Source organism: Tahibacter aquaticus, assembly GCF_004363655.1.
In the GTDB taxonomy this organism is placed as follows: Bacteria; Pseudomonadota; Gammaproteobacteria; order Xanthomonadales; family Rhodanobacteraceae; genus Tahibacter; species Tahibacter aquaticus.
The window spans coordinates 83618-107958 of sequence record NZ_SNZH01000010.1 but is presented as its reverse complement, the minus strand read 5'-3'; the positions used below and the strand labels follow the sequence as shown (position 1 = coordinate 107958).

Here is a 24341-nt window from a genome sequence, read left to right as displayed (position 1 = left end):
CCGCCATGTCCGATGCCGTCGAATATTCTCCCCTCTATCTCAAGCGTGGCGAGGAAGCGCGCCTGCGCGCCGGACACCTGTGGGTGTTTTCCAACGAAGTCGACGTCAAGCGCTCGCCGCTGACGGCTTTCGCGCCGGGCGATATCTGCATCATCCTCGACCATGCAGGCAAGCCGCTGGGCGTGGGCTATGTCAATCCGAACTCGCTGATTTGCGCGCGCCTGGTCGCCCGCGGCCTGGATCACGCGCTGGACCGCTCGCTGTTCGTACACAAGCTCAATGTCGCGCTGAGCCTGCGCCAGCGCCTGTATGCGGAACCGTTCTACCGCCTGGTCTTCGGCGAATCCGACGGCCTGCCGGGCCTGACCCTGGACCGCTTCGGCGATGTCATCGTCGGCCAGACCACCACCGCCGGCATGGAGCGGCTGAAGGACGAGATCACCGAAGCCGTGGTCAAGGTGCTCAAGCCGTCGGCGCTGGTGTGGAAGAACGACGCGGGCATTCGCAGCATGGAACAGCTACCCGAGTACGCCGACATCGGCTACGGCAGCCTGGATGCACCGGTCGTGGTGCGCGAAGGCGGCGTCGAGTTCGAATGCGACGTGATCGGCGGGCAGAAGACCGGCTGGTTCTACGACCAGCAGGCCAATCGCGATCGCATGGCCAGGTACGTCGCCGGCAAGCGCGTGCTGGACGTCTGCAGCTATCTCGGCGGCTGGGGCCTGCGCGCTGCAGCGATGGGCGCCAGCGAAGTCGTCTGCGTCGATGTTTCGCAGCATGCGGTGGATGCGATCCGGCGCAATATCGAGCGCAACGGCCTCGGCGACAGGGTCACCGCGGTCAAGGCCGACGCCTTCGACGAACTCAAGCGCCTGCGCGAACAGCGCGAACGTTTCGACGTCGTCGTGCTCGACCCGCCCGCCTTCGTCAAGCGCAAGAAAGATTTTTCCGAAGGCCGCATCGCTTATCGCCGCCTCAACGAGATGGGCATGCAGATCCTGGCGCGCGACGGCATCCTGGTGACCTGTTCGTGCTCCTACCATATGCCGCGGGCGGCCCTGCTCGACAGCGTGCAGCAGGCGGCGCGGCATCTGGACCGGCATGTGCAGGTGCTGGAGCAGTTGCAGCAAGGGGCGGATCATCCGGTGCATCCGGGGATTGCGGAGACGGATTATTTGAAGGGGTTTATTTGTCGGGTTTTGCCGGCTTAGTTTTTTTTTCGGGGAAATTTGGAGTTGCTGTTACGGCGGCGGCTACAGCTACAGAGAATGGCGATTTCGACCGCCTGCGGCGCGCGAGTTGCTTTATCTTTGCCTGCCCAAAGATAAAGTAACCAAACAGAAAGGGCACCCCAGATGCCGCGGTTTTGTGCCTTCCATGGCCCAAAACTGCGTGAGGCCGCTGCGGACTCGCGGCCATCCCTGGCCGCGACCCTTCGGGCTTTTCCCTACGCGGCCTCACCGCAGCATATGGGGCCCCGGAAGAGGCGCGCTTCCTGCGTGCAGAAGCAACTGCAAAGGCCAAAACCAAAGCCAAAGTCCCATCACGAGCAACGGCAAGATAGGCACTGGTGTTACGGCAGGCGGCTTTGCTTTTAGCCCCTCTCCTCCAAGCTTGGAGCGTTCGAAGGCGACAGAGCCATTGGCTCTATCGCCTTCGAACGCCCAACGGGCCGGAAGGCTGGGGGGGGATGGTGTTGTCTTTCGGCGATACAGTCAGCTGTTTCGGCAACCCTTTGATGCGGTTTGCGCTTGTGTTTGTCCGAAGCCACGAATCGCGCAAAAAAGCCGGGGAAACGTCAGGGTTGAGGGGGCAGGCGGTCACGCTGGCTACAGCCTAAGGTTTTAGCCCGAGGCTCCAACGACGAACCGCTTCTCAGCGGTCGATACGAAAGCGCCTATTGATGTACCGCTCTGTCAAACCTCGATCGGGTGAAATCCTGCCTTGCCTCAATACACCGCAAAATCATCGGCAAATATGCGTTCGCCGATCACCCCCAGCGTGACCTGTCCCAGGCGCACGCCAGCCGCAGCGGGATAGCGCGGCGTGTTCTGCAGGATGATGCCGGGACGGCCAGGCAGCGCATCGGCTATGGCGATGCGCACGGTATAGATGCCGGCGGGCAGTCCGCCGAAAAACAGGCGGCCGCGGTAGATGGTGGTGGTAGCGGGTTCGGCCTGGCGCAGGTCGGCGCTGAGTACGGATGTGGAGCGCACCACGTCGCCACCATCGAGCAGTTCCATTTTCAGCTGCGCAGCATGATAGACGGGGGCGCTGCCGCGGTTGGCCAGTTCCAGTCGCCAGGGCAACGAGCTGCCCTGGGCGATGAGCGGATCGCCCAGGGCGAATCTGACGATGCTGAGGTCGTAGCCGAGTGCGCGCTTGATCCGCGCCAGCGGGGTGGCGAAGCCGGCTTGTTCGTGTTTGCCGGCGGGGCCCAGAAAGCTGAAGTGGTAGTCGCGCAATACCGTGATGACGTCGTCGGTGTCGCTGCTCCAGGTGTTCTGCTGGCTGGCCAGCGGGCTTTCGCCGGAGACGGGATTGACGCGCCAGTTCTGCCGCGCGGCCGGTACGACGTTGCTCAAGCCGTATTCGAGGTTCCAGTCGCCACTGGCGTCGCAGGCCGGAAAGCCGTAGATGCAGTTGGCGGTGAAGGACGGGAAGTAGTCTTCGTGGAAGCCAAAGCTGGCGCCGGCGACGTCGGGCGAGCGTGCATAGCGGGTCTGCAGCCGCGTTGTGGAAAATGCTGCGGTGTATGCGTCGCGCAAGACGGTCTTGATCGCGTTGCCGGGCTGGTTGGCTTCGCAGCCGCTCTGGTGCCATTCGCCCCACAGGCCGATCAGGCCGACCTGCACCGCGGTGATGCGCGGGTCGCCGTCGTAGCGCTGCGCCAGGGCCTGTACCAGTTGGACGGCCTGGTTGGCGAAGGCCGGCGCGTTCCAGTCGGGCGTGCGGCCGGGACCATCGCCGTCGCAGCTGGTGTAGTCGACGGCGCTGATGTTCAGCGGTGGCTGTTCCAGGAACAGCGGGTAGTCGCGTTCGGGCTGGCCACCGCTGTAGTAGAAGCTCAGGCCGGTGCCGACGCTGTCGGGATAGTCGGCGACCGGACGCAATACGAAGGTTGCGGCGGGATCGACGGCGAGTATGGGTTGCAGGTGGCGCTGTTCGAAGCCGGTCCAGTCGAATACCTGGTCGGCGGTCTCCAGTTCGCGCCAGGGTACGTAGACGTGGTAGATGCTGGCACCGTAGTAGTTGTCGCCGCCGCCCTGCGACCAAGTGCTGCCCCAGAGCATGAAGCCCTTGTGCGGGTTGTTCAGATCGTCGCTGCTCGGGGGCGGCGCGAATTCCGTCGCCAGTGTTGCGCCGGCGCTCAGCAGCAGGACCAGCAGCGCAGCAAAACGCATGGTTTGCATCCAGTAGGCGAATTGCGCGCGACTGTAGCGCCGGCCCGCCGCGGCGGCGAGCGCGGCGACGGCAAACGGCGACCGCGCACGCACATTGCGCGCCTCTGGTCTGCCGCGGCGATGGCGTAATCGTTGCGGCTGCGGCTGCGGCTACGGGACTGGACGCGCCGCGCCTGCCTGCCGAGAATCCAGCTCTTGCCTCGCCAGGTTGTGTATTCGATGCCCTATTTCCATGACATCAACCCGATCGCCGTGTCGCTGGGGCCCATATCCATTCACTGGTACGGGCTCATGTACGTGCTGGGAGGGGTGTTCGCCTGGTGGTTGGGCAAGCGCCGGCTGGCGCAGGGGCGCCTGCCGGTCAGCTACGATCAATATTCCGACCTGATTTTCTACGGCATGATCGGCGTGATCCTCGGCGGCCGCATCGGCTACATGCTGTTCTACGGCTTCGAGCAGATCCTGCAAAACCCGCTGGCGCTGTTCAAGGTGTGGGAGGGCGGCATGTCGTTCCACGGCGGCCTGCTCGGCGTGGTGGCCGCGGGCTGGTTCTGGTCGCGGCGTAACAATATCCACTTTTTCGATACGATGGATTTCGTCTCGCCGCTGGTGCCGATAGGCCTGGGTTTCGGCCGCCTGGGCAATTTCGTCGGCGGCGAGCTGTGGGGACAGAAGACCGACCAGGCCTGGGGCGTGATCTTCCCGCGTGCGCTGGAACATCTGAACAAATCGCAGGCGGAGCTCGTCGCCATGTACCAGGCCGGCCAGCTCAACGGCGAGGCGCGGCATCCGTCGCAGCTGTACGAGATGCTGCTCGAAGGCGTGGTGCTGTTCCTGGTGCTGTGGTTCTGTTCGGCCAGGCCGCGCCGGCGCTATGTGCTGTCGGGATTGTTCGCCCTGCTGTACGGCGCGTTCCGCTTCGGCGTGGAGTTCGTGCGCCAGCCGGATGCGCAGCTGGGCTATCTGGCCCTGGGCTGGCTGACCATGGGGCAGATCCTGTCGCTGCCGCTGATCCTGCTCGGCATCTATCTGCTCTGGCGTTCGCGCGGGCAGCCGCAGCCGGCTGCCGCCTGATACCCGGCGGGCGCGGCGAAGACCGCGCCCGCGCCCGGGGTTTGCGGCAGCGGCTGGTCGTCTCCGGCGTAGCCGCTTTTACGTGCGGCGATGCGGCAGCCCTGCGCGCAGGTTCCGGCCCGGTTGTAGTGGCCGGTCGCGTCGCTGAGCGTTTCGGCATGGACGACGAGGTCGGAGGTGAGGCTGATCAGCGAAACCGGGGCGTCTTCGATCGCCGCGGCGCTGGTGTAGTCGGTGACGCGTCCGGAGAGTTGATAGTCGGCGGCGTTGGCGCAGGCGCTGAACAGCGCCAGGGCGAGCAGCGCAAGACGGCGGTGGTATCCATGCGGCTACAGCTCCTTGGTGGGTTTACCCCCTAGCAGACGCCAGGACGACGTACCTCCCCCAAGGCCGATGTGCCCGGAATTGCGCGACAGGACGCTGTCGACACGGGGCGTTCAGGGTCGCCCCGCTCCAGCCGCGCGACAGCGCCTGCCTTGTTCCCTCTCGTGCGTAGTCGCCTGGCCTCAGCGCGCCAGCGTGAAGCCCTGGCGCAGTACTTCGACGCGCTGGCCGTCGCCCTGGCGCGCAAACACGCGCGCCGTATATACGCCGGCCGGCAGGCGCTGCGAACGGATCGCGACCGAGACCAGGCCGTCGCTGCGCGGATGCAGGGCAGGCACGCGCAAGGCCTGCTGATTGTCGCTGGCGTTGGCGATTTCCAGCTCGTAGTCGCTGACGCCGCTTTGCGCCAGCAGCGGGAACTGCAGGATCAGGCGCGGTGCATCGGCCGGGGCGAGCAAGGTCGTGCCGCTGCCGCCGCGCAGTGTGTCCAGGCGCAATACGGCGACATTGGCCTCGGCTTCCGGTACTGCGGCGTCGCGCTGCCACAGCACCAGGCTGGGCAGGGCGGCACCGGCCAGCAGTGCCGCGGCAATCGGCCAGTAGCGCCGCGGCGGCGTGGTGTAGACGGTTTCCGCGACGCCGGGTATTTCGGCCAGGCTTTGCATGCCCAGGCGCAGCAGGCGCTCGGCCTCGACGGCGTCGACCAGTTCGGGGTTGTGGAACAGCTCCAGTTCGAAGCGTTCGAGCTCGGCTTCGTCCAGGGTGTCGTCGAGGTAGGCGCGCAGGCGCTCGCTGCGCAGCGGCGAGGGGGCGTTCATGCGATCACCCGCAGGCGCCGGCACGGCGCGGCGTGTTCAGAGTGCGCCATGGTTTTTCTCCACCAGTTCGCGCAGGCGGCCGCGGGCGCGGTGCAGTACGCGGTCGAAATGTTCGACGCCGAGCGAGAAATCGCGGCACAGCCGGTCTTTGTCATGGCCCAGTACGTAGTAGCGCCAGAGCAGCTCGCGGTCGCGCTGCATCGGCAGTTCGCCGATCAGGCGGCGCACCATGCCGCCGGCCTGTTCGCGTTCCAGCTGAGCGGCCGGGCCAGCCGTTTCATCGATGGCGCTGGCAATGCTCTGGTTGTCGGACTCGGTGCGGCGCCGGTTGAGCTTGCGCTGCTCGCCGATGGCCAGGTTGATTGCGGTCTGGCGCAGGAAGCCGGCCAGGCGGTCGGGATCGTCAATGCCGTCGCCGCGCAGGCGCTCGAATACGATGAGGAAGGTTTCCTGGGTCAGGTCCAGCGCCAGTTCGGTCTGGCGCAAGCGCTTCTGCAATACGGTCATGACAGCCCGCGTATAGCGCTGCACAAGGGCAGTCATTGCCTCGCTGTCACCCTTGGCGACACGCGCGGCGAGCTCAGCATCGATAGGAAGGGCTGGGGCAGGCACCAGTTCCGGGCCATTGGGCATGCAGGATGGTCGCAGGCTGGGTCGTCCACCGGATCGTAACCAAATGGTTAAAAACTGCCTAGCAGCCGGGCGGCACGTTAGCGGCCTCAGCGGGGTGTGCCACCGGGGCAGGCCAGGTTGGGACCAGCCGCCATACGCGGGTAGGACGGTGCGGGGGCGACGCGGGCGTTTGTGCGTGGCGCTGGCAATCAGGGACTTCATCGGCAGAACTCGGTTCAGGGGAAGAGCGACCGTTGCGTTCGGCGGCCTGCGTTCCCTGGGCGCAGGCACGGGCTTTCGCGCGTCAGTCCAAAGGCAACTGTCGCGACGGTGCGTTTCCTCGCAGCGCGTTACGGTTGATTACAAAAAAGGCGCAAATTTGTGAGCGGCGTCACAGGTTGCGGGCTGCTGAAAAAAGCCTCGCCGTTTTCACCGATTTTTCACTCTGGCGGCCGGCAGCTGCAAATGACAGCGCGAAGACCGCAATGCGGGCGATTGTTCTGTTGCGAAAGAATGCCGTAATGCAAAGTACTTGCGCGACGCTTGGCGCGCCTCGCCGGAAGGCGCAAAAATTATTTTTTGCATTAAAAACTAGTGCAAGAAAGGAATTGATGGCGCGCGTTGCATTTCAGGCGCGCGCTGTGCGCCGGCCCTGGCGGGCGAAGCTCAGCGCTTCGCTCTCGCGCAGGCCGCAGCCGAACAGCATGCCTTGCAGCAGGTCGCAGCCAATGTCTTCGAGGAAGCGGCGCTGCCCGGTGGTTTCCACGCCTTCGGCGGCAACCTGCAGGCCCAGGCTGTGGCCCAGGCCGACGATGGCGCGCACGATGGTGGCGTCGGACAGGTCGGTCAGCACGTCGCGTACAAAGCTCATGTCGATTTTCAGCTTGGTCACCGGCAGCTGCTTCAGATAGCCGAGCGAGGCATGGCCGGTGCCGAAATCGTCGATCGCGATGCCGACGCCCAGCGCGCGCAGGCGGCGCAGCGATTCGGCGGCGTACTTCATGTTGTCGATGATCGCCGTCTCGGTGATTTCCAGCTCCAGCGCCGTACCAGGCAGGCCGGTCGCTTCCAGTATTGCGGCGACGCGCTCGTGCAGGTTGCGCTCGCGCAACTGCGCGCCGGATACGTTGACCGACACGGCCAGGCCCGCATGACCTTGCTCGCGCCACTGCACGGCCTTGGCGCAGGCCTGCTGCAGTACCCAGTCGCCGAGTACGACGATGCTGCCGTTCTCCTCGGCCAGGCGGATGAAATTGCCCGGGCGCAGCAGGCCGAACTCCGGATGCTGCCAGCGCAGCAGCGCTTCCAGCCCCTGTACGCGGCCCTTGCCGCTGGCGACCAGAGGGTCGAACACCAGGCACATCTCTTCGCCGATGGTGCGCCGGCGCAGATCCTGGCTCAGGCGCCGGCGCACGACCGATTCGTCGTCGCGGCCGGCATCGTAGAAACCGGCGCCGCCCAGGCCTTCGCGCTTGGTCTGCGCCAGTGCCGATTCGGCATTCAGCAGCAAGGATTCGGCGCTGTCGGCGTCGTCCGGATAGGTCGCCGTGCCGGCGCGCACCGCCAGCTGGAACTGGCCGGCGGGCAGGTCCAGCGGCCAGGCCAGTGCTTCGTTGATGCGCGCGACCAGGGCTTCCACGGTGCTGCGGCTGGCGCCTTCGTGCAGCAGCAGGGCGAACTTGTCCTCGACCAGGCGGGCAAGGAAGGCGTCGCCGTTGACTGCATCCAGCCGGCGCGCCAGTTCGCGCAGGATGTCGTCGCCCAGGGCGCGGCCGTAGGTTTCGTTGATCGCGCGCAGATTGCACAAATCCAGAATGATCAGCGCCACCGGCGAGCCGCGTCCGGCTGCCGTGGCGACGGCATGGCTGAGACGGGTCATCAGCAGATGGTGGTTGGGCAGGCCGGTAAGGTCGTCGAACTGCTGCAGATAGTTGGCGCGGGCTTCGGCCTCGGCCCGGCGCGCGAGGTTTTCGCGGATGCCGGCGAGCAGGTTGTTCATTGCGCCGGCCAGGCGGCCCAGTTCGTCGTGTTCGTGGCCTGGCGGCATGGTGACCGAGGCGGCTTCCGGCGTCAGTGCATCGGTATCGGACAGCTCATCGGCCAGCCGCTCCAGCGGCCGTGTCAGCACCCTGTTCACCACCGCCAGCAGCACCAGCCCCAGCAGCACTGCCCAGGCCACGCCTATGCCCAGTACCAGCGCTGTGCGGGCGAGGAAATCGCGACCGCGCACGAAGGTGTCCACGTCGACCCGCAACTCGCCCAGGGCATTGCCGCCGCGCGGGTCGGGCAGTTGCTCGCGGTACTCGCGCTGCGCGCCGAACAGCCGGTCGGTGATGAAACGCCAGGGGCTCTGCGTCAGGTTGCCGTCACGCCGCGCCAGCGTGGTGTCCGGATACATGCGGATCTCGGCGCGGAACACGCCGGGGTAGGCGGTCAGTCCGTCCAGCACCTGGCCGGCCAGATCGGTGTCGATTTCGTACACCGCCTCGGCCGCGGCGCGGCGCAGCGTGGTCAGGGCCTGCAGGCCGGAACTGTCCAGCTGCTGCGCATGCACGTGTGCATCAATGACGACCTGGCCCAACGACAAGGCACCACCGATCAACAACGTGCCCAACAGCACGATGCGGGTAAGCCGGGTACTCAGACGATCTCGTCGCGACTGGCGATCGTGTTCCACGCGAGCGGCTCGGGCGAGGGGCAATCCCGAGTGTAGCCGACTCGTCGCGGCCGCTGGGCGGAAGGGGCAAAAATGTACGCTGGTGCAGCGTAGGGGCTATCGCTGGCTGATGCAGCCGCTTTCCGCTAGCGTCGCGGCATGTACCAACACACGCCCGAACGACCGCGTTATTTCCTGCTGCTGCTGGTTGTCAGCGCCCATGTCGCCTTGTTGGCCTATGCGCTGCAGCCGGCGCGGCCACTGCCGGCGGCGCCGCGCAGCGAATCCCGCGCACGCCACGATCCGGCTTCGGCGCTGTCACCGCCCGCTGCCGCGGCAAGCCGGCCGCGGCAGAACGCAACGACAGCCGCGCCGCCCGATGACAGGGCGACGGCGCTGGACGACGACGATCCGCGCCACGCCTTCAGCGCGCAGCAGTGGCACGACAACCAGCTCGCCGCACAGGCACAGCGCCAGCGCCGTGCCATGGCGGATCTGTCCGCGCTGGTCGACAGCCAGCCGGCCACGGCAATCCAGCGCGTATTGCAGCGGCTGCACTCCGGCGATGCCGTTGCCGCCGATACCGCGCAATCGCTGCAGGACGAATGCAGCACGCCGTTGCCACGCCTGGCCGAAGCGGCGCCCGCCGCGCTGGCACAGCTCGACGCCGCAGCCGGCCGGGCCATCGCGGCGCTGAAGCAGGCGCAGGGCGAATTGCTGGTCGCGCGCGAACGCCGCTGCAAGGCCTGGCGCGACCGGCAGGCCGAGTTGGCGCAGGCGCTGCAGGACTATCGGCCACAGGATCCGGCCGCCGCGCAATTGCAGGCACTGCAGCGCGAATTCGCCCTGCCGCAACCGCCGCCCGGCCTGTTCGAGCGCCTGCTGGAACATCTGCGCGGGCTATGGCACAGCAACCGCAGCGAGAACGTGCCGCTGTCCCTGGCCGGCGAACTGCTGGCCGCGGCCGAGCCCCGCCGGCGCGAGCTGGGTCTGCAGCTATTGGAACAAGTCGCCGAAGAGAACGACCGCTACGCCGCGCTGGTAGCGGATTTCCTGCGCCGCAGCGACGGCCAGCAACTGGCGCCGCAACGCGAGCCGCGCTGGACCGAACGTGCCGCTGCGCTGGGCGACAACGCCTCGGCCGATGCGCTGCTGGCGCGGCCGCATCGCGCCGATGCGGCGACGCAGGACTGGTCCTGGCATGCGTACGGCGTCTGGTTCGCAGCGCACGGCTGCCAGCCTGTGGCCTACAGCGCCGAACGGCTGCAGCGCGACCTGGCCGCGTTGCAGCAGCTCGACCGGCAGCTTTCGCCGGCCGAGCGCAGCGAGGCGGCTCGTCTCTATCGCGAGCGCGTGGCCGGCTGGGGAGCACGCGCGCGGGCGCTGCACGGCTGCGCCGACTGAGCGGCGCGGCGAACCCGACGCGCCGGCGTCGCCGATTGTTGCGGCAATAACCGCATCAGGCAGGAGCCGGCGGCAGCGGCAGGCGCGCGCAGCATTGCTGCAGGTGTTCGCGCAAGGCGTGTACTGCCGGGCTGAGCAGGCGCCGGTCGGCGCAGACCAGGTTCAGCGGAGCGGCTTCGCCGCGCCAGTCCGCCAGCAGCACTTCCAGCCGGCCGGCCTGGACGTCGCTGCAGACATCCAGCCATGACTTGAAGGCGATGCCATGGCCGGCCACCGCCCAGCGCCGTACCGCGTCGCCGTCGTCGCTGACGCGGTCGCCGTCGACCGCGACCACGCTGTCGCCGCTGTTGCCGTGAAAACGCCAGCGCGCGTGCACGTCGTCGCTGAGCAGGAAGCGCAGGCAGTTGTGCCGCTTCAGATCCTGCGGTTGCTGCGGCCGGCCGTGGCGTTGCAGATAGGCGGGGGCAGCACAGGCGACGCGGCGGTTGTGCGGCAGCAGCGGCAGTGCCACCAGGGCTGAGTCGGCCGGTGCGCCATAGCGCAAGGCCAGGTCTACCGGCTGGCGGTAGACATCGGCCAAGCGGTCGGACAACTGCACGCGCAGGCGCAAGCCAGGATGGTGCGCGAGAAACTCGTCCAGCCAGCCGAGCACACTGCCGCGGCCCAGGTCCGACGGCAGCGACAGCTGCAGCTGGCCGTGCAGCTGCGAACCGTCGCCGCGCAAGGCCTGCTGTCCGTCGCTGAGGGTCTGCAAGGCAAGGCGGCAATGCTGCAGGAAGCGTTCGCCGTCGGGGGTCAGGCGCAGGCTGCGGGTAGAGCGCACGAACAGGCGCGTGTGCAGCTCGGTTTCCAGGCGTTTGATCGCGGCGCTGGCGGCGGCGGGACTCAGGTCCAGGCTGCGCGCTGCGGCGGAGAAGCTGCCGCTGTCAGCGGCGCGGACGAAAAACTCCAGTTCGATCAGCGCTTTCATGACTGCCAACGCTAGCAGATTTTCAATCACCGTTTGAAACTGATTTGCCTTTTCCCCGGTTTTTCTCTCGGTTCCAATCAACCAACATGCCGTCCTCGCCAGCCCGGAGACGCCCATGACCTGCCAGCCAACCCTGCCCGGCGCTTACCGCTGGCAGTTCGACCACCTGAACCTGCACGCCGCGGCGGACGCACCGCTGCAGCGCCTGTTCGGCGACATCATGGGCCTGACCCGCGGCTACCGCCCGCCGTTTCCGTTTGCCGGCGACTGGCTGTACCGCGACGGCGAGGCCTGGCTGCACCTGGTCAGCGCCAGGCCGCAGCCGGGCCAGGGGGTGCGCCTGGGCCATATCGCCTTCCGCACCGACGAACCGGCCGACAGTCTGCTGGCGCGGGTACGCGATGCCGGACTGGAACATGAAGTCGCTTTTGTTCCCGAAGGAAATTGTGTGCAGATTTTCGTGCGCCTGCCCGGCGGCCTGGTGATTGAGCTGGATGCCGGCGCCGGCGCGGGCCTGCCCCGTGACGAGGCCTATGCCAGCCGCCTCGCGCTGGCGCAAAGCACCGAATGAACGCCTGCGCCAAGCGCAACGCCAACCCTGCCACGAACAACGAGAGCACCATGAGCAACGCTAATCCTGTTTCGCGCCGCGAATTTCTCAATACAGCTGCGGCTGCCGGCCTTGCCGCCGGTACGCTGGCCCTGGGCGGCCGCGCCGACGCTGCGCCGGGCGACAGCGAACCGCCGCGCCGTGGCGACGGCAAATACTGGCCCGGCGGCGAGCGGCTGATCCTGTCGGTGTCGATGCAGTTCGAGGCCGGCGGCGAACCCGACAGCGGTGCCGACAGCCCGTTTTCCGGCAATCCGCTGCCGGCCGGCGTGCCGGATCTGCCGGCCCGCACCTGGTTCCAGTACGGCTACCGCGAAGGCATTCCGCGCCTGCTCGACCTGTGGGACAAGCACGCCATCAAGGTGACCTCGCACATGGTCGGCACGGCGGTGCTGAAATCGCCGGCGCTGGCGCGGGAAATCGTCCGCCGCGGCCACGAAGCCGCCGCTCACGGCATGAGCTGGAAGCCGCAGCACAGCATGAGCCGCGCCGAGGAACTGGCCTTCATCCGCGAAGGCGTGGACGCGGTGGAAAAGATCACCGGCCAGCGCCCGCGCGGCTACAACTGCAACTGGCTGCGGCGCAGCCGCAACACCTTGTCGCTGCTGCAGGAACTGGGCTTCACCTACCACACCGACGACCTGAGCCGCGACGAACCCTTCCTGTTGCCGGTAGCCGGCAAGGATTTCGCGGTGGTGCCGTATACCTTGCACTGCAACGACATCGTGCTGATCGAGGGCAGCAAGTTTTCCAGCCGCCAGTTCTTCGAGCAGCTCAAGGACGAGTTCGACCAGCTGTATGCGGAAGCCGGCAGCCGCCGCCGCATGATGTCGATCAGCACGCACGATCGCATCGGCGGGCGCCCGGCCGTGGTCAAGGCGCTGGACGATTTCTTCGCCTATGCCTTGGCCAAGCCCGGCGTGGCGACCGCACGCAAGGACCAGATCGCGCATTGGGCGCTGGCCGACAAGGCCACGCGGCGCGAAGCCGAGGCGACCTGAGGTGCGGTGTTTTCCCGTAGTTTCCTGTTTCCCGGTGCGAGCATCTGCCTTGCGCGCCAGCCGCCGGCCTGTGCCGGTCGCCGCCGGACTGCCGCCTCGCCATCCGATTTCCCTGCTGTCGATCACCAACCCGGAGTTGCCATGAAAGCCATCGGTTACTACAAGAATCTGCCCATAGACCAGGCTGATGCCCTGGTCGAGCTGGAACTGCCCGATCCGGTGCCCGGCCCGCGCGACCTGCTGGTCGAGGTGCGCGCGGTATCGGTCAATCCGGTCGATACCAAGGTGCGCCGCAACGCCGCCCCCGCCGACGGCACGGCGCGCGTGCTGGGTTTCGATGCGGCCGGCGTGGTGCGCGCAGTCGGCAGCGACGTCAGTCTGTTCAAGCCTGGCGACAAGGTCTGGTATGCGGGGTCCATTGCACGGCCCGGTTCCAACGCGCAGCTGCAGCTGGTCGACGAGCGCATTGTCGGCAATCTGCCCAAGACCCTGGATTTCGCCCAGGCGGCGGCCTTGCCGCTGACCGCGATCACTGCCTGGGAACTGCTGTTCGACCGTCTGCAGGTGCCGCGGGAAGGCAGCGGCAAGACCTTGCTGGTGATCGGCGCGGCCGGCGGCGTCGGCTCCATCCTGGTGCAACTGGCGCGGCAACTGACCGGATTGCGCGTGATCGGTACCGCCTCGCGCGCGGAAACGCGCGACTGGGTGTTGTCGCTCGGGGCACACGAGGTGATCGATCATGCCCTGCCCCTGGGCGAAGAACTGCGCCGCATCGGCGTGGCCGAGGTCGACTATGTCGCCAGCCTCACGCATACCGACCAGCACTACGACGCCGTCGTCGAGGCACTCAAGCCGCAGGGCCGCCTGGGCCTTATCGACGACCCGGCCACGCCGCTGGACGTGATGAAGCTCAAGCGCAAGGCGCTGTCGCTGCATTGGGAAATGATGTTCACGCGGCCGGTGTTCGAGACAGCCGACATGATCGAGCAGCACCGGCTGCTGGAGGCGGTCGCCGCGCTGATCGACGCGGGCACGCTGAAGACCACGCTGGGCGAGCATTTCGGCCGCATCGACGCGGCCAATCTGCGCCGTGCGCATGCACTGATCGAGAGCGGCAAGGCGCGCGGCAAGATCGTGCTGGAGGGCTTTGCCGACTGAAACCGGCTGTGCCGGCTGCAGGAGGCACAGCCGCGCATGCCAGCTGGCGCGACGGCACCGGCGCGGGCAGGCTTCGCGCCGGTCGCGCGGCGGTAGGCGCAGCGGCAGGCTTGCGGCATCATTGCCGCGCCTTCCGACGTGCGAGCCGCTCATGAATCTCAACGCCAGCACCAGCGTGCCCGTTTCCGTCGATCCGAACACGATGGTCGTCAACTGCGTGGCGTACTCCACCGAGACTGGCCAGCGCCTGCGCGACATCACCATCGCCGAGATCAGCGAGGTGCTCAAGGACCGCAATCATTTCGTCTGGGTAGGCCTGCACGAGCCCGACGAAAGCCTGCTCGAACGACTGCAGGAAGAATTCGACCTGCACGAACTGGCGGTCGAGGACGCGCATGCGGCGCACCAGCGTCCCAAGATCGAGGTCTACGGCGATTCGCTGTTCATCGTCGTACACACAGCCCAGGCCGTCGGCGGCAAGATCGAGTTCGGCGAGACGCATATCTTCCTCGGCCGCAATTACCTGGTCACGGTGCGCCATGGTGCGTCGCTGTCCTACCAGCCCGCGCGGCGCAGCTGCGAACAGTCGCCGGAACTGCTGGCGCTGGGGCCGAGCTACGGCCTGTATGCGGTACTCGATTTCATCGTCGACAATTTCCTGCCCATCGTGCGCGAATTCCGCACCGAGCTGCAGGAACTGGAAAAGGATATTTTCGAAGACACCTTCAAGCGCGACACCATCAGGAATCTGTACGAGTTGAAAAAGGAACTCGTCACCCTGCGCCTGGCAGTCGCGCCGCTGCAGGACATCCTCAACCAGCTGATGCGCTTCCACCCCAGCCTGATCCGCGACGACGTGCGCCTGTACTTCCGCGACGTGTCCGACCATGCCGCCCGCATCAACGAGGCCACCGACACCATGCGCGAAATGCTCACCGCCGCGATGAGCGTAAACATGTCGCTGGTGACGGTGGCGCAGAACGAAGTGGTCAAGCGTCTGGCCGGCTGGGCCGCCCTGCTGGCCGCGCCGACCTTGCTGGCGAGCTGGTATGGCATGAACTTCCGTAACATGCCCGAGCTGGAAAACGGCTACCACTATTTCATCGTCGCTACCGTGGCCATCATCGGCGGTCTGTTCCTGGTGCTGCGCCGGGCCAAGTGGCTGTAGACCGCCGCCGCGCCGCACAGGCCAGCGTTTTCGTAGGGTGCGACGAGCGCAGCGAATTGCACCGTCGCGGTGTTGCATCCAGCCGTTCCTTGAATGTCTTGCGGTGCAATTCGCATCCGCTCATCGCACCCTACGAAGCGCCGCGCGGCAAGTTAGAGGGTGCGATATGAGCGCAGCGAATTGCACCATCGCGGTCTTGCATCCAGCGGTCCCTTGAATGACTTGCGGTGCAATTCGCATCCGCTCATCGCACCCTGCGAAGCGCCGCGTGGCAGGTTTCTACAGGGGGCGATGAGCGTGGCGAATTGCATCGTGCGCGTTCCGCAGCGACAGCATCGCTCTCATGGCATGGCCACGCCATGCTTCTCGCGCAGCCGCGACAGCGTGCCGTCGGCCTGGATGGCGCCGAGGCCGCGATCACAGGCGGGCCGGGCCTGGGCTACGACGTCCGCCGTGCGCGACCAGGCCACGTGCAGTGCCGGTTCGGCGATCGGCGGCTGCAGCATTTCCAGTGCAGCGTCCTTGAGCAGCGCATCGGTGCGCAGCACGTATTCAGCCACCCAGCGATCGATGAAGACCAGGTCGATGCGCCCGTGCTGCAGCTTGCGCAGGTTGATGGTGTCGCTGGCCGACTCTTCGCGCTTGAGGTAGTCGGCACGATCGAAAACCTCGTTGTTGACGAAGTCGCGCACGGTGCCGATGCGGTAGCGCGCCAGGCTGCGCAGGGCGGCGTCCAGATCCTCAGCTGGGCTGCGTGCATAGGCGATGGCATCGCCGTGCCGCTTGTACAGGCCTACCGGGCCGCCGGGAAACGGCGCGGAAAAGACGAATTGCCGCTCGCGCAACGGGTTGCTGTATTCGGGCAGTACGCCGGCATAGCTGCCTTGCTGTGCCAGCATCAGCGCGCGCGCCCAGGGCATGAATTCGAAGCGTACCTCTATGCCGCCGCGAGCACAGGCCGCACGCACGACTTCGGCCGCATAGCCCTGTCCGGGCAACTCGGCACCGACATACGGCGGCCATTCCAGCGTAGCCAGCTGGATCTGCAGTGGCAGCACCTCGGCCTGCGCGGCCGCGGTTGCGGCGGGCAGGCAGAGCAGCAACGGCAGCAGAAGGCGGAAACAGGGCATGTGCCCGATTCTAGGCGGCTTGCGCCATGCCGGGGCGGTGTCGCGGCAAAAAAGTGACAAAGCTCGCCAATGCGGCGTATGGCCTGGTGGCCTGTAACGGATGAACCGGTAGAGGGATGGCGAAGGACTGGTCGAGCAGGACGCCGCTGCTAAGCGCGGCCAATAGCCCGCGCTGTCGGCCAAGTGAGCAGCAATTGCTGCGCGCCCAGGCCGAACGAACTGCCATCGATTTGTCCGTTACAGGCCCGGGCTCAGTCCTGACGACGCAGCAGGCGCCAGGCCAGCAGCAGGTGCGGCGGCAGCAACAGTGCCAGCCAGACCGCGTTTTCCTGCACGAACCAGGGCAACACCTTGCCGGCCAGGGCAATGCCGGCCAGCGCCAGAATCAGGCCGGCCAGCACGCGCACGAAACGGCCGCTGCGCCAGTCCGGCCGGCGCGTGCGCCACAGGGCCGGCAACAGCAGCAACAGCAGGGGGTTGAGCAGCAGCAGGTTTTCGTTGCGCCAGGCAGAGATGTGATCGGTCAGGCTCCACAGGCCTAGCAAGGCCAGGCCCGCCGTGCCGGCCAGCAGTGCGAAGACGCTGGCGCACAGCGCGAATAGCAATGCCAGGCGCGGCCGTGGCGAACGCGCCGTCAGCCAGAGCAGCAGGCACAGTGCGATGCTGATCGCCGCCACCGGCAGCGCATAGCCGATCGGATACGGGCCGGCCCGGCGCAGCCAGCTGCGCTCGTCGGCCTGCAGGCGCGCATTCGGTTCGCTCCAGCGCTTGCTGTACTCGACCAGCGGCACGCTGCGGCCCTGTGTGTCGATAATGTTTACTTGTGCAATATGTTCGGCGAAGGCGGCGGGGATGAAGCTTTCGTCCCAGAACGACAGGCGACGGTCCGCATATGGCCCCAGGCCCATATCCATGGGCAGCATCAGTTCGGGGATGGGTGCCATCAGCCGGTCGGCCTGCAGGCGGTAGGTATTGCCGCGGGAACGTGATTCCAGGCTGCGCCGGATCGCACCGCCGAGCACCTGGTCCAGCGCGTCGCGCACCTTGGTCGAGCAGTTGGAACTGAAATACTCGTAGCGGTACTTGGCGTTTTCCGGGCGCAGGTTCCACAGCAGGAACTCGCGCAGCTGCAGGCGCTGCGCCGGACTCAGTGCCAGGCGCTGCTCCAGTACGGCGCGGCCTTCGTCGCGGTACAGGGCGATGTCCTCGTCCAGCGTGCTGGCCTCCATGCTGTATTGCATATGGCCGCGCAGGAAGTTGAGGAAGAAATCTTCTTCCTCGAAATCGAAGATGCCGTAGTTGAAGCTGATCGCCTCGCCGCTGCGCAGGTCGCGCACGGCGATGGCGTTGTGGCCGAAGCGCTCCCAGTAGATTTCGCCCGGGCCGAAGGTGAACAGCGATACCTGCAGCTGTGCGCCGGGTTCGTCGGCAGTGCTGTCGGCGGCGACCGGCTGCGCGGCGACGGTGGCGGCGAACAGCCAGCACAGTAGGACGAGGACGAGGCGGATGCCGCCCCGCCCGCGCTCAGCTGGCATGCACGCGCACGGCGAATTGATGCACGCGGCGATCGTCGGCCTTGAGCACATGGAAATCGAAGCCGCCGACCGCGATCTCTTCGCCTACTTCGGGCAGATGGCCGAATTCGGAGGTGACCAGGCCGCCCACGGTGTCGTATTCCTCGTCGAGGAAATTCGAGCCGAAGCGCTCGTTGAATTCGGCGATGGGCGTGAGTGCATTCACCAGCCACTGGCCATCGACTTCGCTCAGGTATTGCTTGCCGCCGTCGTCCGCGTCGTCGTGTTCGTCGTCGATGTCGCCGACGATCTGCTCCAGCACGTCCTCGATGGTGATCAGGCCGGCGACGCCGCCCCATTCGTCGACCACGATGGCCATGTGGTTGTGCGAAAGGCGGAATTCCTTCAGCAGCACATTGAGTTTCTTCGACGCCGGAATCAGCGCGACCGGCCGCAGCAGCAGGCGGATGTCGGCCGGTACGCCGTCGGAAAGACAGCGCAGCAGATCCTTGGCCAGCAGGATGCCGAGGATCTCGTCCTTCTCGTCGCCATGCACCGGAAAGCGCGAATGGCCCGACTCGATCACGATGGCGAGGTTGTCCTGGAACGGCGCCTGCGCCGCCAGTGCGACGACCTGGCCGCGCGGCACCATGACGTCGGCGACGGTGAGGTCGGCGACCTCGATCGCGCCCTCGACCATGGACAAGGTGTCGTTGGAAAGCAGGCCATTGGCCCGGGCATGGCGCAGCTCTTCGAGCAGTTCCTCGATATTGCGCGGCTCGCCCGACAGTGCCTGGCTGAGACGTCCAAACCAGGAACGGTGGGCGGGCGTACTAGGGTGGTCCTCGCTCATCAGTGGCGGCAGCTTGCCCAAGTGGGGCGGGAGGCCGAGTTTAGCAGAGCGTTGCGGCAGTGCTGTTTCGCAGTGCAAAAACGCTGGCAGACCGGAAGGGCTGCGGAAGTGCACCGCAAAACAATGGCTTGTGCGCCCTGCCAGAGGGCAAGGCGATGCCATTGCTACGGCGCCGTATGGCGCCGCTGCGGAGTCCTGTTAGTTGCTGGCCTACTGGAAGCCGTTGCCGAAGATGCGGTCATAGTTCTGCGGCGGCAGATCGGTGCCCTGGAACACGCCCAGCGGCGCATAGGCCGAGTAGGTCGGGAAGGCGTAATACACATTGGGATTGCGCAGGCGGCGGATCAAGGCCTCGGACAGCACGCGGCGGTAGTCGGTAGTCACCTGCACGTCGGCGCCTTCGAACAGTTGCGCCGTGGTCAGGCCGCCGAAAGTGCCGTACATCTGCCCGCCGTTCACCGCGCCGCCCAGCGCCAGCATGATGCTGCCGTAGCCGTGGTCGGTGCCGCCGTCGTCGTTCTCGCGCACGCGCCGGCCGAATTCGCTCATCGTCACGACGCTGGTGGTGGCGGCGTAGTTGTTGGCGCCGACGCCGTTCAGATCGGTGTAGAACGCCGCCAGTCCCTTTGCCAGCTCTTCCACTTTGTTGCCGAAGTAGTCGTAGCTGCTGGCCGGGTTGCCCTGGCCGTCGTGGGTGTCCCAGCCGCCCAGGTCGACCGTGCAGACGCGCAGGCCGACATCGCGCTTGATCAGCTGTGCCAGCATTTTCAGCTGGCGCGCGAAATCCGTATCCGGATAGACCGCGCCGTTGGCCGGAGCGTAGGCGCCGAAGTCGATCGGCTTGATCACGTTAAGCGCGTCCAGCGCCTGGCGGCCGGCGGCTTCGAGCGGATCGCTGCCGCCCCACAGTTCCGGCAGCATGCTGAAGATGCCGCGCGCACCGGGCGGTGCCGTGGTGCGGAAATCGGGTTCGACATTCCAGGCCCAGGAACCGGAATCAATACGGAAATCCGCACCGCTGCCCAAGGTTATGGACTCGGTACTGCCCAGCAGCGCGGTCGAGGTGATGCTGCCGGCGCTGACGGCGGGAATCTGCACTGTCGGCGGCAGGTTGGCCGAAGCCAGCGCCCGCGTCAGCCAGCCCATGCCGCTGCTTTGCCCGGCCAGGCCGACTTCCATATTGATCTGCGCATCGAAGTGACTGCGCGTGACCGGTGCCGGCATGCCACTGCCCAGCACGATGGCGAGTTTGCTGGCGGTGAACAGGTCGCGCAGCGGCGCGGCGCGCGGATGCAGGCGCCACTGGTCGGCGGCGATGGCGAGGCCGGCGCCGGTTCCGCTGAGCGGTACCTTGAGCGAGGGGCGCGCGGTCTCGTAGGCGGCGCGGTTGCTGTTGCTGCCACCGGGCGAGAGCAGGGTCAGTGCATCCATGCCGCCGCGCAGATAGACCACGACCAGGGTGTCGTAGCTGTTGGCCGTGGTGGCGGCGAAGCCGAGTCTGGACGTGCCGGCCAGGGCCAGGGCGCTGCCGCCGGCGGCGCTGGTCTTGAGGAAATCACGACGATTGAACATGGGCCCGGGCCTCAGCGACGCAGCGCATCGGGGCTGCACATGATCAGTGCAACCGTGGCACGCAGTCGCGACTGCGTGTAGTGGTTTTTCAGGTTCGGCGAGCTGCCGCCAGCCCAGACTTCGTTCAAGGTCAGCACCTCGGTTGCCGCCGCGTTCTGGCGCAGATAGTCCACCGCCTTGGTATAGGTGGGCTCCGGCCGGAAGCCGAGCAGGCGGTCGCACCAGTAGTTGACGATGTTCACTGCCGTGCGGCTGCCGGCGGCGACGGCGCCGTTGGTCAGGCCGATGATGTCGATGAGGTAAGGACGGGTGTCGTCGTAGCCGACTTCCTTGTGGATCTCGGTCAGACGTACCAGCATTTTCCAGGTCATGGCCAGGCTGCCGCTGCTGCTCCAGGCCGCGGCGGTATCCGGATAGCCGTTGGGCGCCGGCCAGTAGAACTTGCGCTGGCCGGTTTGCTGCAGGCGCGAATTGACTTCGTCCTTGGTCGACCAGGTACCGCTGCCATAGCTGGCCAGGGTCGGCGTGAAGTCCGCACCGGCGCCGCGCAGGGCGCCGATCACCGCATTGAACGGCCGCTTTACCTTGGTGCCCCAGCTGGTCTTGAATTCGTTGCTGAGCAGGATGGCCTGGGTCACCTGCTTGAGCTGGTCCGGCGCCTGCCAGGTGCTCATGAACAACTGGGCAATGCTGGTCACCAGGCTGGACGGCGGGTTGTCGCCGACGAAGCGCCGGCACAGCTTGCGCGCAATGAAGTTTGCCGTGCCCGGATGCGAGGCCAGCGTGTCGAACAGCTTGAAGCCGTCCTGCTGGCCCTGGTCGGGCGCGAAGCGGCGATTCAGTACGTACTTGGTGAAGCGGTCGTGCCAGGACTCGGCGTCGCGGAAGATGAAGGTGCCGTCGTTGTCGGCCGGGTATTGCCAGTGGCCGTTCTTGATGGTCCAGCCGGTCAGTACACGGGTGGATTCGTATACATCCTCGTCGACGTACTTGAGCCGCGCGCTGGTGCCGTCGCCGCTGATGCCGACAGGCAGGGACGGGTCTTGCGGGTCCATCACGCCGGCGTAGTTCTCGGCGCCCAGGGTATGCAGCTCGATCAGTTCGCGCGCGTAGTTCTCGTTCGGCCCGGCCACGGTACTGGCCTGCAGGTCGAGGTAGTACATCATCGTGGTCGACTTGCACACTGCCTCGAGCAGCGTGCGGAAATTGCCGAATACGTTGGGGCGGATCACGTCGCGGTCGTAGTGCACGAACACCGGGCCGCCGTCGTAGTCCCAGCCGAAGGTGCTGAAGTGGTCGTGCCAGAAATCGGCCATCACTTCGTATAGCTGGCGATTGGAATAGATCGCCCGGATGCTGGTGGCGCACTCGATCTCGGCAATCGGCTGCATGCGCGTGGTGTAGTTGTCCACGCGGTGCTGTGCCCACAGCTGCGGCAGGGTCTTGCCCAGGGTGGTGAAGCCCGCACCCGCCAGGCGCGCGTCGCAGGCCGTGTCGCTGATCGCGGCCGGGTTCAGCTGCTGGCTGACCCAGCTTTGCCAGCGCAGGTCGTCGTTCGCGCCGGGCAGGGAATAGAAGGCGGCGTAGTCGCCCTGGGTAAAGCCGAAGGTGGCTTTCTGCAGCCAGCGCACCGGGCCGGGCGGCGTGGCGGCCGTGGTCTGCGGCAGGCTTTTCTCTTCCAGCAGCGGCGCCTTGCCGGGGCGGCGCATGGCCGTTTCATCGGTAACGCCGATGGCGCCGGCCATGGCCTGGATCAGGTGGCGGCGCGAGAAAACCTGGCTGGCAAAAGCGCTGGCCATGGGGACTTCCGGAACTGTGGGAGTCCGCCAAGGCTAAACAATACGTGTACGAATGGTGTGAGGGATCTCGCAAATAGACGATGGTCATGGACCGCCGGTACGGCTCAGACGACGCGCGGCTCGGGTTCCAGCATCACGCCGAAGCGCTGGGCCACGCCGGCCTGGACCTTCTGCGCCAGCGCCCAGAGCTGGGCGCCGCTGGCCCGGCCATGATTGACCAGTACCAGGGCGTGCTGGGCAGCAATGCCCGCATCGCCTTCGCGCACGCCCTTGAAGCCGGCGGCCTCGATCAGCCAGGCGGCCGACAGCTTGACCTCGCCATTGGGCAGCGGCCATTGCGGCATGCCGGGGTGCGCTGCTCTCAGCGCATCTGCCTGGGGGGCAGAGGCGACAGGATTCTTGAAGAAGCTGCCGGCGTTGCCGATCACGGCCGGGTCGGGCAGCTTGCGCCGGCGCAGGCGCGAGATCGCCTCGGCCACGCGCGACGGCGTGGCTTCGCCTTCCCCCAGCGTGGCCAGCTCTTCGCGCACGCCGGCATAGTCCAGCCGCAGCGCCGGCTGGCGCGGCAGTTTCAGTTCCAGCGCGGTGACGATGTGCCGCTCGCGTTCGCGCTTGAAGCGAGAGTCGCGGTAGCCGAAGCCGCACTGTTCATTGTCAAAACGTATAAAAGTGGCGGATTTGCGATCCCAGGCTTCCACCGCATGCACGAATTCGCGCAGCTCCACGCCGTAGGCGCCGATGTTCTGGATTGGCGCGGCACCCGCCGTGCCTGGAATCAGCACCAGGTTTTCCAGCCCGGACAGGCCGTGGCCCAGGCTCCAGTGCACCAGGTCGTTCCAGGATTCGCCGGCTTCGGCGCGCACGATGGCGTGGTCGGCGGTTTCGTCGACGACACGGATGCCGCGGGTGGCCAGGCTCAGCACGGCACCAGCGACGTCGCGCGTCAGCAGCAGGTTGCTGCCTTCGCCCAGCACCAGCAGTGGCGAAGATTTCAGCAGCGGAAAGGCGAGTACTTCGGCCAGCGCGGCGCTGTCGCGCACGTCGACCAGCAGCGCGGCACGCGCGGCCACGCGCAAGGTATTGCGTCCGTCCAGTGCAGCGTCTTCGAGAATGCTGTAGCCCTTGCCGTCCAGGCGCGCCGGGGCAACACGAAAATCGCTCATGCGGCTGCTTTCCGCGCCGCGCGCAGCGCGGCGACGCAGTCGCCGATGAGTGCCGGGCCGCGGTAGACCATGCCGCTGTAGAGCTGTACCAGGCTGGCGCCGGCGTCGATCTTGGCCTGGGCGCCGGCGCCGTCGAGAATGCCGCCTACGCCGATCAATGCGATGCGTCCGCCGACGCGCTGCGCCATGCCCTTGAGCACGGCGGTCGAGCGGGCGAACACCGGCCTGCCGGAAAGCCCACCGGCTTCGCCCGCGTGGCGGTGGCCGGCGACGGCATCGCGGGCAATCGTGGTGTTGGTGCAGATCAGCCCGTCGATGCCCGTGGCCAGCAGCACCTCGGCGATCGCGTCGAGCTCGCTTTCGCTCAGGTCCGGTGCAATCTTCAGCAGCATCGGCTTGCGCGCGCCATGCTGGGCGGCCAGCTGTTCCTGCCGTTCGCGCAAGGTCGAGACAAAGCGTTTCAGGGTTTCCTCTTCCTGCAGATCGCGCAGGCCCTGGGTATTCGGCGAGGAAATATTCACCGTGACATAGCTGGCGCGGGCGTAGACACGTTCCAGGCAGTGCAGGTAGTCGTCCACCGCGTTTTCGTTCGGTGTGTCCTTGTTCTTGCCGATATTGATGCCGAGCACGCCGGAAAAGCGCGCTGCCTCGGCGTTGCGCACCAGCGCGTCCACGCCGGCATTGTTGAAGCCCAGGCGGTTGATGACGGCTTCGTGTTCGGGCAGGCGGAACATGCGTGGCCGGGGATTGCCGGCCTGCGGCCGCGGCGTGGTCGTGCCGACTTCGACAAAGCCGAAACCCAGTGCGGCCAGCGCGTCGATATGCGCTGCGTTCTTGTCCAGGCCGGCGGCAAGTCCGACCGGGTTGGGAAAGTCGATACCGCAGAGCGTGACCGGCAACGGCGCCGGCCGTGACGCCAGTAGCGGATTCATGCCGCTGCGATAGGCCAGTTCCAGGCTCTTGAGGCCGAGTTCGTGGGCTTTTTCGGCATCCAGGCAGAACAGGAAGGGGCGGGCGAGTTGATACATGCGAAGGAATGGCGGTGCGGGGGCGCGCATCGTGCCATGGATGGAGCGCGGGATCACCGTCGGCCTGCGGCGGCTCCGGCCGG

The 24341-nt window shown here is 66.6% G+C and carries 19 protein-coding genes; 7 read left to right on the top strand and 12 right to left on the bottom strand.

Translation table 11 applies throughout. The features are described from left to right. Positions 1 to 5: 5 nt before the first annotated feature. Positions 6 to 1211: a class I SAM-dependent rRNA methyltransferase gene (locus DFR29_RS16415; RefSeq protein WP_133819697.1), complete on the top strand. Its 1206-nt coding sequence runs from the start codon at positions 6 to 8 to the stop codon at positions 1209 to 1211. A 738-nt stretch (positions 1212 to 1949) separates the two neighbouring features. Here the strand turns inward: DFR29_RS16415 and DFR29_RS16410 are convergent. Then, positions 1950 to 3404 carry a DUF4832 domain-containing protein gene (locus tag DFR29_RS16410; RefSeq protein WP_166654142.1) on the bottom strand — a complete coding sequence of 485 codons (1455 nt, stop codon included), beginning with the start codon at positions 3402 to 3404 and terminating at the stop codon, positions 1950 to 1952. A gap of 219 nt (positions 3405 to 3623) precedes the next feature. Here DFR29_RS16410 and lgt point away from each other — a divergent pair, with 219 nt between their 5' ends. Then, positions 3624 to 4478 (top strand): prolipoprotein diacylglyceryl transferase, encoded by an 855-nt coding sequence (gene lgt / locus DFR29_RS16405; protein WP_133819695.1) that lies wholly within the window; start codon positions 3624 to 3626, stop codon positions 4476 to 4478. 506 nt (positions 4479 to 4984) lie between these two features. Here the strand turns inward: lgt and DFR29_RS16395 are convergent. The 3 genes from DFR29_RS16395 to DFR29_RS16385 form a co-directional block, all read right to left on the bottom strand. After that, the gene (locus DFR29_RS16395; protein WP_133819694.1) at positions 4985 to 5620 is read right to left on the bottom strand and encodes a hypothetical protein; all 636 of its coding nucleotides are present in this window, start codon (positions 5618 to 5620) and stop codon (positions 4985 to 4987) included. 36 nt (positions 5621 to 5656) lie between these two features. Then, positions 5657 to 6163, bottom strand: a complete 507-nt coding sequence (locus DFR29_RS29235; protein WP_166654141.1) for an RNA polymerase sigma factor — start codon at positions 6161 to 6163, stop codon at positions 5657 to 5659. 697 nt (positions 6164 to 6860) lie between these two features. After that, positions 6861 to 8909: a putative bifunctional diguanylate cyclase/phosphodiesterase gene (locus tag DFR29_RS16385; RefSeq protein ID WP_133819692.1), complete on the bottom strand. Its 2049-nt coding sequence runs from the start codon at positions 8907 to 8909 to the stop codon at positions 6861 to 6863. 138 nt (positions 8910 to 9047) lie between these two features. On the opposite strand from DFR29_RS16385, the gene DFR29_RS16380 reads away from it, so the two are divergent. Continuing rightward, positions 9048 to 10292: a hypothetical protein gene (locus DFR29_RS16380; protein WP_133819691.1), complete on the top strand. Its 1245-nt coding sequence runs from the start codon at positions 9048 to 9050 to the stop codon at positions 10290 to 10292. A 55-nt stretch (positions 10293 to 10347) separates the two neighbouring features. Here DFR29_RS16380 and DFR29_RS16375 read toward each other — a convergent pair whose 3' ends face one another. Further along, a complete protein-coding gene (locus DFR29_RS16375; protein WP_133819690.1) occupies positions 10348 to 11262 on the bottom strand; it encodes a LysR family transcriptional regulator in 915 nt (304 codons plus the stop codon). Between the two features lie 115 nt (positions 11263 to 11377). On the opposite strand from DFR29_RS16375, the gene DFR29_RS16370 reads away from it, so the two are divergent. From DFR29_RS16370 to corA, 4 genes are all read left to right on the top strand, one after another. Next, positions 11378 to 11833 (top strand): VOC family protein, encoded by a 456-nt coding sequence (locus DFR29_RS16370; protein WP_208113619.1) that lies wholly within the window; start codon positions 11378 to 11380, stop codon positions 11831 to 11833. A 50-nt stretch (positions 11834 to 11883) separates the two neighbouring features. Next, entirely contained in the window at positions 11884 to 12873 is a 990-nt protein-coding gene (locus DFR29_RS16365) for a polysaccharide deacetylase family protein (RefSeq protein ID WP_133819689.1), read from the top strand. Between the two features lie 141 nt (positions 12874 to 13014). Further along, positions 13015 to 14031 carry a zinc-binding alcohol dehydrogenase family protein gene (locus tag DFR29_RS16360; RefSeq protein WP_133819688.1) on the top strand — a complete coding sequence of 339 codons (1017 nt, stop codon included), beginning with the start codon at positions 13015 to 13017 and terminating at the stop codon, positions 14029 to 14031. A gap of 151 nt (positions 14032 to 14182) precedes the next feature. Then, positions 14183 to 15199, top strand: coding sequence for a magnesium/cobalt transporter CorA (gene corA, locus DFR29_RS16355; protein ID WP_243746084.1), 1017 nt, complete (start codon positions 14183 to 14185; stop codon positions 15197 to 15199). Between the two features lie 341 nt (positions 15200 to 15540). On the opposite strand, the gene DFR29_RS16350 is transcribed toward corA, so the two are convergent. From DFR29_RS16350 to DFR29_RS16320, 7 genes are all read right to left on the bottom strand, one after another. Then, complete coding sequence (locus DFR29_RS16350) at positions 15541 to 16329, bottom strand: substrate-binding periplasmic protein (RefSeq protein WP_133819687.1); 789 nt, start codon at positions 16327 to 16329, stop codon at positions 15541 to 15543. A gap of 251 nt (positions 16330 to 16580) precedes the next feature. Further along, the gene (locus DFR29_RS16345; RefSeq protein WP_133819686.1) at positions 16581 to 17864 is read right to left on the bottom strand and encodes a lipoprotein N-acyltransferase Lnb domain-containing protein; all 1284 of its coding nucleotides are present in this window, start codon (positions 17862 to 17864) and stop codon (positions 16581 to 16583) included. Then, positions 17854 to 18696, bottom strand: coding sequence for a CorC family transporter (locus DFR29_RS16340; protein WP_133819685.1), 843 nt, complete (start codon positions 18694 to 18696; stop codon positions 17854 to 17856). Before DFR29_RS16340 ends, DFR29_RS16345 begins: the two co-directional genes overlap by 11 nt. A gap of 210 nt (positions 18697 to 18906) precedes the next feature. Beyond that, a complete protein-coding gene (locus DFR29_RS16335; protein WP_133819838.1) occupies positions 18907 to 20268 on the bottom strand; it encodes a DUF1501 domain-containing protein in 1362 nt (453 codons plus the stop codon). 11 nt (positions 20269 to 20279) lie between these two features. Beyond that, complete coding sequence (locus DFR29_RS16330) at positions 20280 to 22067, bottom strand: DUF1800 domain-containing protein (protein WP_133819684.1); 1788 nt, start codon at positions 22065 to 22067, stop codon at positions 20280 to 20282. A gap of 104 nt (positions 22068 to 22171) precedes the next feature. Then, positions 22172 to 23230, bottom strand: a complete 1059-nt coding sequence (gene murB, locus DFR29_RS16325; RefSeq protein WP_133819683.1) for a UDP-N-acetylmuramate dehydrogenase — start codon at positions 23228 to 23230, stop codon at positions 22172 to 22174. After that, complete coding sequence (locus DFR29_RS16320) at positions 23227 to 24258, bottom strand: quinone-dependent dihydroorotate dehydrogenase (RefSeq protein ID WP_133819682.1); 1032 nt, start codon at positions 24256 to 24258, stop codon at positions 23227 to 23229. The genes murB and DFR29_RS16320 overlap by 4 nt, the downstream gene beginning before the upstream one ends. Between the last annotated feature and the right edge of the window lie 83 nt (positions 24259 to 24341).